At 70.1% G+C, this 11000-nt stretch carries 10 protein-coding genes; all 10 read right to left on the minus strand.

Annotated elements, in window-relative coordinates; translation table 11 throughout:
• Positions 1-186: 186 nt before the first annotated feature.
• Entirely contained in the window at positions 187-768 is a 582-nt protein-coding gene (locus BMY07_RS07300; RefSeq protein WP_092775702.1) for a copper resistance CopC family protein, read from the minus strand.
• A gap of 668 nt (positions 769-1436) precedes the next feature.
• The gene (locus tag BMY07_RS07305) at positions 1437-2732 is read right to left on the minus strand and encodes a cytochrome P450 (RefSeq protein WP_092775703.1); all 1296 of its coding nucleotides are present in this window, start codon (positions 2730-2732) and stop codon (positions 1437-1439) included.
• Positions 2733-2890: 158 nt separating this feature from the next.
• Complete coding sequence (locus tag BMY07_RS07310; protein WP_092775704.1) at positions 2891-4000, minus strand: DegT/DnrJ/EryC1/StrS family aminotransferase; 1110 nt, start codon at positions 3998-4000, stop codon at positions 2891-2893.
• Positions 3997-5424 (minus strand): NDP-hexose 2,3-dehydratase family protein, encoded by a 1428-nt coding sequence (locus BMY07_RS07315; protein WP_245782256.1) that lies wholly within the window; start codon positions 5422-5424, stop codon positions 3997-3999. Before BMY07_RS07315 ends, BMY07_RS07310 begins: the two co-directional genes overlap by 4 nt.
• A 90-nt stretch (positions 5425-5514) precedes the next feature.
• Positions 5515-6228, minus strand: a complete 714-nt coding sequence (locus BMY07_RS07320) for a class I SAM-dependent DNA methyltransferase (RefSeq protein ID WP_092775705.1) — start codon at positions 6226-6228, stop codon at positions 5515-5517.
• Positions 6215-7444, minus strand: a complete 1230-nt coding sequence (locus BMY07_RS07325) for an activator-dependent family glycosyltransferase (protein ID WP_092775706.1) — start codon at positions 7442-7444, stop codon at positions 6215-6217. The genes BMY07_RS07320 and BMY07_RS07325 overlap by 14 nt, the downstream gene beginning before the upstream one ends.
• A 63-nt stretch (positions 7445-7507) precedes the next feature.
• Positions 7508-8698 (minus strand): macrolide family glycosyltransferase, encoded by a 1191-nt coding sequence (locus tag BMY07_RS07330; protein WP_092775707.1) that lies wholly within the window; start codon positions 8696-8698, stop codon positions 7508-7510.
• A gap of 1 nt (position 8699) precedes the next feature.
• On the minus strand, positions 8700-9635 hold the full coding sequence (locus BMY07_RS07335; RefSeq protein ID WP_092775708.1) for an NAD-dependent epimerase/dehydratase family protein: 936 nt from the start codon (positions 9633-9635) through the stop codon (positions 8700-8702).
• Positions 9632-10237 carry a dTDP-4-dehydrorhamnose 3,5-epimerase family protein gene (locus BMY07_RS07340; protein ID WP_092775709.1) on the minus strand — a complete coding sequence of 202 codons (606 nt, stop codon included), beginning with the start codon at positions 10235-10237 and terminating at the stop codon, positions 9632-9634. The genes BMY07_RS07335 and BMY07_RS07340 overlap by 4 nt, the downstream gene beginning before the upstream one ends.
• A gap of 15 nt (positions 10238-10252) precedes the next feature.
• Positions 10253-10990 carry a hypothetical protein gene (locus BMY07_RS07345; protein WP_092775710.1) on the minus strand — a complete coding sequence of 246 codons (738 nt, stop codon included), beginning with the start codon at positions 10988-10990 and terminating at the stop codon, positions 10253-10255.
• Between the last annotated feature and the right edge of the window lie 10 nt (positions 10991-11000).

The following is an 11000-nucleotide window of genomic DNA, read 5'->3' on the forward strand; positions in this document are numbered from 1 at the left end:
TTGGCGCACCGGGCGTGCCGTTGGCGCACCGGGCGTGCCGTTGGCGCACCGGGCGTGCCGTTGGCGCACCGGGCGTGCCGTTGGCGCACCGGGCGTGCCGTTGGCGGGCAGCACGGCCTGGCGTCCGTGCTGCCGCCTGACGTCGTTCTGGTGCTGGACGGTGGGTCGGCGTGGTGCCCGTGCCGCTTACTGGCGGGAGCGGCGGGAGCGCACGAGCAGTCCGACCCCGATCGCCACCAGGGCCGCGAGGCCGACGACGAACCACACCCACTTCGGGATGCCCTCGTCCAGGGTGGCGGGCTGGGCCGCCGGGGACGTCGTCGTGGCGGGGGCCTCGGTCGCGACCTCTTGCGGGGTGGTGGCCGGGGCCTCGGTCGTGGTGGTCGGCGCCGGGGCGGCGGCGACCGACATGGTGAAGTCGACGGCCCCGCTGACGATGTGGCCGTCGTCGGAGTTCACCCGGTACTCGATCTTGTAGGCGCCCGCGGGGCCGACCGGCTGCACCGGCACGGTCACCACCGCACCGGCGACCTCGGGGGTGCCGACGACCCAGCGCACCGAGTCGGGGCCGCTGACCGACACCGAGTCGACCACGGTGGTGACGGTGTCGGTGAAGGTGAGCGTGACCTTCGTGGGCAACTGGGCGACGGTGGCGCCCTTGGCCGGGTCGCTCGACTTGAGCTCGGCGTGCGCCGAGGCGGGCACCGCGGTGCCCAGTACTGCTGCGCCCGCCAGGAGCAGGGTGGCGGCGAGGCGGCGGAGGACCATCGTGGACCTTCCTTACGTCGGAACAGGGCGGGACCCCGACCACCTCGCGCGCCGCGGCTGGTCAGCCCCGACGGGGACGGCGCGAGCGAACACCCAGATCCCTCGGTGCCGGAGCGTACCCAGCCCCACCCCCACCAACAGCCCCCGGCACCACACGCCCACCGCCCCACCTGCCCCGCAACCCCAACCCACCCGAGCCCGGACCGGCCGCGCGACCACCCAGCCCGCGTCGGATTCACCCGGTTCAGCGACAGAAGTTATCCACATCTGGATCTTGCCGACCCCCGTTTCAAGATCCACTGTCGGTGGGCCCCGGTAGACTGGGCACTGGGACGCCCCCCGGTGTGGGTGGGGGCTGGGCCGAGTCGGGACCGCGCGCGCGAGGCGGCGATTTCGGGGGCAGGCGGCGGGGTGCGGCGGGGCGGAGCCCGGGCCGGTCAGCGCGGTGTCACTGGGCGGTGTGCGCCTGGGTCGGCGGAGATGCCGCTTGACTTGCGCGCCCAGGTCAGCGGGCCGCGCAGGCCAGAACCGGCACAAGTGTCGCCGGGCGGCCAAGTCGGCGGGGTTCCGGTGGGGCGGGGGCCTAGGTCGGCGAAGGTGGCGTCTGGGGCAGTGGGAGTACCACCCGGGGCAATGCAGGGCTGGAGCGGAGCCTGAGGCGGTCGGGGTTAGCGGGGGCCTGTGGGGCGGGTGGTGACCGGGATTTCCTCTACTCCGTAGACGATTGAGGTTTTGCGGAAGCGGAGGGTGGATTCGGGGATGGCGAGGCGGAGGTCGGGGAAGCGGCGGACGAGGGCCGGGTAGGCGGCGCGCAGTTCCATTCTGGCCAGTTCGGCGCCGATGCAGCGGTGGGCGCCGTGGCCGAAGGCCATGTGCTGGGTGGGCAGCCGGGTGGGGTCGAAGGCCGGGGAGGCGCCGACGAGGGTGGTGTCGCGGTTGGCGGCGCTCAGCGAGCAGACGACGACGTCGCCCGCGCTGATGCGGGCGCCCGCGATCTCCAGGTCCCGGCGGGCGAAGCGCGGGAAGGCGACCTGGACCACGGTCAGGTAGCGCAGCAGTTCCTCGACGAACGGGCCGATGGCGGCGGGGTCGGCGCGCAGCAGGGTGCTGGTGGACGGGTCGCGCAGCAGCATCAGGGCGCCGAGGGCGAGCATGCTGGCGGTGGTCTCGAACCCGCCGGTGAGGATGCCGTCGGCCAGGCCTGCCAGTTCGCGGTCGTCCACCAGGTCGCCGTGCTCGCGGATGATCATGCCGAGCAGGCCGTCGCCCGGGTCGGCGCGCTGGGCCTTGACCACGCCCTCCAGGTAGACCAGGGACTCGGAGATGGCGCCGATGGAGGCGCCCGCGCCGCTGAACAGGTCGAAGCGGGCGACGGCGAGGCGCTGGAACTCGTCGCGGTCGGCGTAGGGGACGCCGAGCAGTTCGCAGATGGTCAACGACGGGATGGGCAGCGCGAAGGTCTCCACCAGGTCCACCGGATCGGATGAGGTGGCCATCCGGTCCAGACAACCCTCGACGATGGCGTCGATGCGCGGGCCGAGGCGGGCGAGCCTGCGCATGGTGAACTCGGGGGTGAGCAGTTTGCGCAACCGGGTGTGGTCGGGCGGGTCGGCGAACCCGAGGCCGCCCGGGTTCTCGCCCTGGGCGCCGATGATCTCGCCGAGGTGGGTGTAGTCGTTGCTGAACGAGGTGGTGTCGGCCAGCACCTGCTTGTTCTCCGCGTGCCCGGTGACCAGCCAGACGTTGACCCCGAACGGGATGGGCAGCCGGGTGATCGGCGCCTGCTCGCGCATCCGGTCCAGCTCGGCGGTCGGCTCCAGCCCGTCGCGGCGCAGCGGGATCAGCGCCCCCTCCGGCAGCAGCGCCAGCGCCTTGGTGCCCGCCTTGCGCAGCACGAACCGGGCCAGCGCGGTGCGCGCAAGCCTGGACGCGACGGTCCCGCCGACCGTCCGCATGAGACCCATGGCGACCTCCCCCGGGACGCTTCCCGGAGCCGACCCTACCGGGGTGCCCCCGGCGGTCTCAGCGCCCTCTCAGGCAGGCGGGGACGACATGACCCAACTCACACGGCGTCCGGTTGGCGAACTTCAGTCCGTTTCGCGCGGTCGGCCAGCGGGTTTCATCACACCGTGCGCAGTACCTCACGCAGCGCGCTGATGACCTTGTCCTGGAGGTCTTCGGACAACGAGGAGTACATCGGCAGCGAGAAGATCTCGTCGGCGAGCCTCTCGGTCACCGGCAGGGAGCCCGGTCCGTAGCCGAGGTGGGCGAACCCGCTCATGGTGTGCACCGGCCAGCGGTAGCTGATGTTGAGCGAGATGTCGTAGGCCTGGAGGGCTTCGAGGATCGCGTCCCGGCGGGGGTGGCGGACGACGTAGACGTAGTACACGTGGTCGTTGCCCGGCTCTACCGAGGGCAGGATCAGGTCCGTGTCGGACAGGGCTTCCGCGTAGCGGGCGGCCACCTTGCGGCGGGCCTCCAGGTAGCCGTCGAGCCTGCGGAGCTTACGGCGGAGGATCTCAGCGTGGACCTCGTCGAGCCGGGAGTTGTGGCCGGGTGTCTGCACGACGTAGTACTGCTTGTCCATGCCGTAGTACCGGAGCCTGCGGAGTTCGGCGTCCACGTCGGCGTCATCGGTGACGACAGCGCCACCGTCGCCGTACGCGCCGAGGACCTTCGTGGGATAGAACGAGAACGCGGCGGCCTTACCGGTAGCGCCTGCGATCCGACCGTTCTGACGGGCGCCGTGGGACTGCGCGCAGTCCTCCAGGATCGGGATCCCGTGCTTGGCCGCCAACGCCTCTAGAGGCGCGAGGTCGACGCACTGCCCGTAGAGGTGTACTGGCAGCAGGCAGGTCGTACGCGGGGTGATCGCGGCCTCGACCTGGCTCACGTCCATCAGGTAGTTGCGCTCGTGCACGTCCACGAACACCGGCGTGGCACCGACCTGGTCGATGGCGATGACCGTGGGCGCGGCGGTGTTCGACACCGTGACGACCTCGTCGCCGGGGCGGACGCCGAGCGCGCGCAGCGCCAGGACCAGGGCGTTGGTGCCGTTGTCGACGCCGACCGAGTGGGCGAGGCCGTGGTAGGCGGCGAACTCCTCCTCGAACCCGCGCACGCTCGGCCCGAAGACGAGCTGGCCGGACCGGAACACGGTGTCGACCGCGTCGAGGATGTCCTCGCGCTCGTTCTCGTACTCGGGCAGGTAGTCCCAGACGCGGGTGGTCATGGCGTTCCCTCCGGGGTGACCAGGCTGTGCAGGCAGGCGAGCACGCTGCGCGCCTGGACGTTGAGGTAGTGGCTGTGCCGCAGCAGGGTCGCCAGCTGGTGCGGGGCGAGCCAGCGGTAGTCGGGGTGGTCGGCGGCCACGTCGGCGTCGGACTCCACGACGACGTACCGCGTGCGCGCGTGCATGAACCGGCCGCCCTCTTCCGAGTGCACGGCGTCGAACAGGATCCGGCTCGGGTCGGCGGCCAGGACCTCGTCGAGGAACTCGGGCCTGGCCGCGGCGGGCAGCTTGGCGTAGGTGTCCGGGGTGCACTGGACGGTCGGGGCGAGCTCGACGACGTCGAAGTAGCCCGGTTCGACCCTGGCGTGCATGAGGACGTGCGGGACGCCGTCGACCCGGCGGACCAGGAACGCGGCGAGGCCCTGCCCGCGCGGGCGCAGCATCGGCTGGTCCCAGCGGCCCACCTCGCGGCCTGTCGCGGTGACCGCGACCCCCACGACGTCGAAGAACAGGCCGCTGTCGTGGCTGATCCTGCCGTCGGTCCACCGCCAGTCGGTGACCTCGGCGAGCGGGATCTCGCGGACCGACACGTCGTGGCGGGTGCGCGAGTCGGTGATCCAGCTCAGCACCTCGCCCATGGTGTGCGCGGTCGACGCGGCGGGGTCGAGCGCGTGCACCAGGTCGGCGCGGAACCCGTCGAGGCCCGGGTAGCGCCCGGCCAACCCGGCGCCGGAGAACGGCAGGCAGCACAGCACGGTGCGGGTGTCCATGTTGACCAGGTCGTCGAGCCGCAGCAGCTGGTGGACCTGGGCCAGGGTGAGCCAGCTGAACCCGTCGAGCACCTCGACCGGCTCGTCGACGAGCACCACCATGTTGCGGTTGCGCTTGCGGTGGAACCAGGCGCCCTGCTCGGACTGGCGCACGTCGGCGAGCACGGTGTGCCTGCCGGTGTCGCGGAAGTAGTCCAGGTACGGCACGGCTTTCCCGCCGTGCACGCTGGTGTAGTTGCTGCGGGTCGCCTGGACCGTCGGCGACAGCTGCACGCCGTTGACGTTGCCCGGCTCGACCTTGGCCTGCATGAGCAGGTGCGGCACGCCGTCGAATTCGCGCACCAGGATGCCGAGGATGCCGATCTCGGGCTGGCTGATGATCGGCTGGCTCCACCGGGGCACCGCGGCGCCCGCCACCTCGACGTCGAGGCCGCGCACGGTGAAGAACTTGCCGCTGCGGTGGCCGATGTCGCCGGTCCGCGGGTGCGCCGACCAGCCGTCGAGCCGGTCGAGCGGCACCGGCTCGACGCGGGTGTGGAACCGGGCGCGGCAGTCGGCGAGCCAGCCGTCGAAGTCGCCGGTGGGGCCTGCGAGCGCGGAGCGGGCGACCCCGGCGGCGAAGTCCACCCGCATGGCCTCGGACAGTTCGGTCACGGTGGTGTCCCAACGCCTACGGTGTCGGCGGATTTCCTCTTCATTGCGAACCTAGGAACGCTTCATAGAGGCGACAACCCCTTGCCACCCCTAGGTTCCTCTTACCGCAACGAACGCACCCCGACCGTTCTGGACGCCGGGGAGGTACTCGGCGGTGAACCCCGCGCGCGCGAAAGCGTCCTCGTACTGCTGTCTGGTGTAGAGGGACGCGAGGTAGGTCTCAGCGAAGTGGGTTATGCCCTCGGGGCGCGCGACGGTGTAGTGGACTTCCATGCGCGATTTGCCGGACACGCGGGTGGCGTGCGAGACCCTGGCGACAGTCAGGCCTTCCAGCTCGACGACGTCACCGGCGATGTAGCCCTCGGTGAACGTCTCCGCGAACCACCAGGGGTCGACCACGAGCACGCCGCCGGGGTTGAGGTGGTCGCCGAAGCAGGTCAGGGCCGCGTCGAGTTCGGCGTCGGACATGGTGTGCCCGATGGAGCCGAACATGCAGGTGACGGCGTCGAAGCGGCGGCCGAGGGCGAACTCGCGCATGTCGCCGAGGTGCACGACCTCGCCGTCGAACTTCTTGCGCGCCACCTGGACCATCGGCTCGGAGATCTCGACCCCGGCCACCTCGTCGAACAGCTCGGCGAAGGCGACCAGGTGCGCGCCGGTGGCGCAGGCGATGTCCACAAGGGACCTGGCGTGCGGTGCCCTGGCGCGGACCAGGTCGGCGACGAAGGCGGCCTCGGCGTGGTAGTCCTTGCCGCGGCCGTGGTGCAGGAGGTCGTAGATCTCGGCGAACTCACGCCCGTACATCGGCCACCCGCCGCTCCAGCTCGGCGACGACGTCGTTGGGCGAGGGCGCGGAAAGCACGTCCGCGCGGAGCTTCTCGGCTCCTTGCTTGAACGACGGGTCTTCCAAGAGGCGAACCAGGTCTTCCCTTACGCGCTCCAGGGTGACCTCGTGCGACAGGATCGACAGGCCTGCGCCGGACTCAACGAGTTTGGTAGCGCGAACGACGGTGTCCCAGAATCCGGGGAGGACAAGCTGGGGGACGCCGTACACCGCCGCGGTGGACTGGATGCCCGCGCCACCGATGTGCACGACGGCGGCACAGGTGGGCAGAAGACCGGCCATGGGGACGAAGTCGAACACCCTCGCGTTGGCCGGAGCGTCGTCGATGGTCTCACCGGGCATCGGCAGCAGTGTCGCGATGATCTCGATGTCGAGGTCCGCGAAGGCGTGCAGCGCGCCTAGGGAGAACATGTCGAAGCCGAAGTAGCCGCGTACCGATACCCCTGCGGTGACTACGACGCGGGGCTTGGCGGGCGGCTCGGAGAGCCATGCGGGTAGCGCTGCCGGGCCGTTGTAGGGGATGTAGCGGACCGGCTGCACGTCCAGGCCGTTGTCGATGCGGTGGCTCGGCGGGCCGGGGTCGATCGTCCAGTGGCCGGTGACCACGCGTTCGCTGAACTCGCCGCCGTGCCGGGTGAGCAGCTCGGTCAGCCAGTCGGCGAGCGGGTCGCCCCGGTGGTCGACGTCGTCGAGGAAGCGCAGGCGGCTGCGGGTGACGACGTCGGCGCCCCAGAGCATGCGGGCGTGCGGGACGCCGACGGCCTCGGCGGCGATCGCGCCCGCCCAGGTGAACTGCTCCCACACGACCAGGTCCGGCCGCCACGACCTCGCGTGCGCGACCAGGTCCGCGACGAACTCCTCGTTGTTGACCGTGCGGAAGTAGTCGCGGGTGGTCTCGTCGAAGAAGGTGAACAGCGCGTCGTGGTCGACCTCGTTGGTGACCGCCTCGACGACCCGGCCCGCCCAGGAGTCGTCGCCCTTCTCCTGCATGACCTGCTTCCACTTGTGGTCGGTGCCCAGCGGCACGGCGACCAACCCGGACTCGACGACGGCGGCGGCCATGTCCGGCTGCGTGGCGACCCGCACGTCGTGGCCCGCGGTGCGCAGGGCCGAGGCCAACGGCACCATGCTGAAGTAGTGGGTCTTCTCGGAGTGCGCCACGAAGAGTATTCGCACGTCTTGCCCCTATCGTCCGATTTGCCCTGGACGGTATGGGCGGTTTGAGAGAGCTAACAACCCCTAGCGGCCCCTCTTAGCCGCGTGCGCCTCAAGGGCATCGGCTCCGGCAGCGCCACCGCCGGACGCTTCGATATCGGCCCGCATACGGGCGACGCGCTCGCGGGTCCGCTTGTCCCTGTCGACTTCCAGGACCGCGGCGCGAAGTCGGGCCGGTGGCGGCAACTCGTCGCGGATTACCTTGCCGAGGCCCAGTTCCGCCACCCGCCGCGCGTTGACCCAATCCTCCGGGGATGACGGCACCACCACCAATGGCACCTCACGCGACAACGCGCCCATGACGCTACCCAGGCCCGCGTGGGACAAGAACACCGTGGTGTGGGCGAGCACGTCCAGGTTCGGCAGCCAGCCGTGGACCTCCACATTGGACGGTATGGGTCCCAGCTCGGCGCGGTCGACGCCCTCGTGCACGGCCATGACGACGTTCCACGGCTGGTCGCGGAAGGCATCCACGCACGCTCGGAAGAAGCCCGCGCGGCGGTTCACGCAGGTGCCCAGCGACACGAACAGGAGTGGCTTGTCGTCGGCCGGGGGCGTCCACGCGGTCGGGTCGGCGGCCAGGCCGGGGCCGACGAACACGAACCGGTCGTCGAAGGTGTCGCCCGCGAACTGGAACGCGCGCGGGAAGTAGACCAGGTTGAGGTCCTCGGTGCGCCCGATGAAGTCCTCCAGGTCGGTGTCCGCCTGGCCGCGGTCGGCCAGCAGCGCGGTCAGGCGGCGGAAGAACGACTGGAGCTCGGGGTGGGTCAGCTCGGCGCGGCCCATCTTCTCGACCATCTTCTCCAGCAGGGAGAAGTGCTCGTTGGAAGCGAACACGGGCAGGCACTGGGCGAGCGGGACGTCCCACTGGCGGCCCAGCACCCGAGCGGCGTGGTAGACGGTGAGGTCGTAGGAGATGACGTCCGGGACGCCCTCGTAATGCTTGTCGACCGCCTTGAGGATCTCCTCGCTCTCGGTCAGGTAGATCCCGGTGAGCGCGGCTGTCTCATCGGCGGTGTTGTACTCCGAGAGGTCTATGCCCGGTAGCCGTGACTCGTATGGCAGCACTGTCGCGCCTGTTGCCTCCACCTTGGCCACCGGACCTGCCGCTGTCACATAGGTGACTTCATGACCACGGCGGACCAACTCCTCGACCACGCCCAGCGAGGGGATGACGTGGCCGAAGCCGGAGTTGTTCAGGTGCAACACGCGCATGTCAGCTCCCAGCGGTCGCGGCGACCGTGCGGCGAACGCCCTCTTCTAGTCCCACCCGAGTCGTCCACCCGGTGACCATGCGGAACGCCGAGGCGTCTACCTCGACGCTCTTGAGGTCGGTCGGCTCCATGTGCCCCGGCGGCGGTACCGACACCACGGGCACGGGTGGCGCACCGGTGAGGGCGGAGACCTCCGCGGCGACCAACTCGAACACCTTGCGCAGCGGCACGCCCACGCCGCTGCCCAGGACGTAGTGCCGCCCGGCGAGCGCATCGGCGTGGTCGAGGGCGGCGAGGAACGCGGCGGTGACGTCGTCGACGAACACCAGGTCGCGGCGGACGGTGCCGTCGTGCCACATGGTCAACGGCTCGTTCGCGAAGGCCTTGCGCGCCATGAACGCCACCACGCCGCGGTCGCCCTGTTCGCCGTAGATGGTCGGCAACCGCAGCGACACGGCTCGGACCACACCGTCGCGGGTGGCGTCCTTGAGCAGGTTCTCCGCCGCGAGCTTCTGGCGGGTGTAGGCGCTGAGGGGGTTGTCCGTCTCCGTCCCGTCGATGCGGACGCGGTCAGCCAGACCGACCTGCGTCTCGGTACCGGAGAAGAGGACCACTGGCGGCGTCGGACGCGACCGCAGCGCCTCCACTAGGTCGGCTACAAGACCGACGTTGACCCGCTCTGCGGTCTTGTCCCCATCGGCGACGCGCCAGCCACCGTCGGTGTAGGCGACAAGATGCACGACCGCGTCAGCGTCGGCGACGTGCTCGGCCACACCCTCGCGCAGATCTGCGGCCCGCGTCTCGACCTCGGCGACCGCGTCAGCGGGCACCGGAGTAGGTCGGCGGGCGACTAGTCGCAGTTGGACCTGCCGCTGGGCGAGAGCGCGAACGATTCCCGAGCCGATGAACCCGGAGGCACCGAGGACGACGACCTTCACCTGTAGAGCTCCTGCTCGATCTCCTGGCACAGCGAGTACACCGGCAAGATCCCGGCCTCGCGCGCGTCGGCGAGCGTGGGCGCTACCTGATCGCGGTCGGAGATGATCGGATCGGTGATGTCCTCCGGGATCGGCAGCCCCAACGCCGGGTCGAGCACCGACAGCGCCAACTCGTGCTCAGGGACATAGCTGCTGGACACCATGTACGACATGACGGTGTCGTCTTCCAACGCGATGAACGCGTGCCCGCAGCCCACCGGGAAGTACATCGCGCGGAAGTCGTCCTGGTCGAGCAGCACCGAGTCCCACTGCCCGTAGGTGGGGGAACCGACGCGGATGTCGACAACGATGTCGATGGCCTTACCGCGCGCGCAGTACACGTACTTCGCCGAACCCGGGCGCGTGACGGTGAAGTGCACACCGCGCACAACGCCCCGCTGGGACCGGCTGTGGTTGGTCTGCGCTATCGGGAACAGCTTGTGGCCCGTGGCCTCGACGAACGTGGGTTCCTGGAACGGCGACAGGAACAACCCGCGGTCGTCGGGGAACACCTTGGGGGTGAACTCCAGCGCGCCGTTGACCTTGAGCTTGCGGAACTGCACGGTGCTCCTCCTGTGTCAGCGGAAACGCTTGCCCTCGTCGGACCGGTAGGCGCGGTAGGCGAGGAACGCCAGGACCACGGTCCAGACGCCCAGCATCACCATCGACAGCGGGTTGGGGGTGTAGTCGCCGATCGCGGCCCACACCAGTTCAGCCGAACCGCGCGTGGGGATGAACGGGGACACGTTCGCGGTGAAGCCACCGGTGCTGTTCGGGTCGGTGAACAGACCACCCAGGTAGGCCAAGATGATCGGCGCGATGCTGGTGATGACGCTGACCAGGTACGGGTTGACCGCGTAGCCGATGGCCAGCATCAGCAGCGAGAACGGCACCACGGCGAGCACGAGCGCGCCGAGGCCGAGCACGATGTCGAGCAGGGACGCGGTGGCCTCGGTGCCCAGGACGGCGATGCCGATGAGCGGGATGCTGCCCGCGACCACGAACACCGAGCTCATCACGATCATGCTGACCATCTTGGGCAGCGGACCGCCGGGCAGGGTGCGCACGTAGCCGCCCCACGGCTTCATCCGCGCGTCGGCGATGCCCAGCCCGTACTGGGCGGAGCAGATGATCAGCACGGTGAACAGGCACATCGAGCCGGTGCTCAGCGTGGCGGCGACCGGGTCGTCGCCGAGCGCGGGCACGACGAACAGCAGCATGCCCACGGTGGGCAGGAACAGCAGGGCGACGAAGACCATCGGGATGCGGATCGCACCCAGGATCTCGAACTTGGTGTAGGCGGCGATCGTGTTCACGGGTGGTCTC

It is taken from the genome of Actinokineospora terrae, from assembly GCF_900111175.1.
GTDB lineage: Bacteria > Actinomycetota > Actinomycetes > Mycobacteriales > Pseudonocardiaceae > Actinokineospora > Actinokineospora terrae.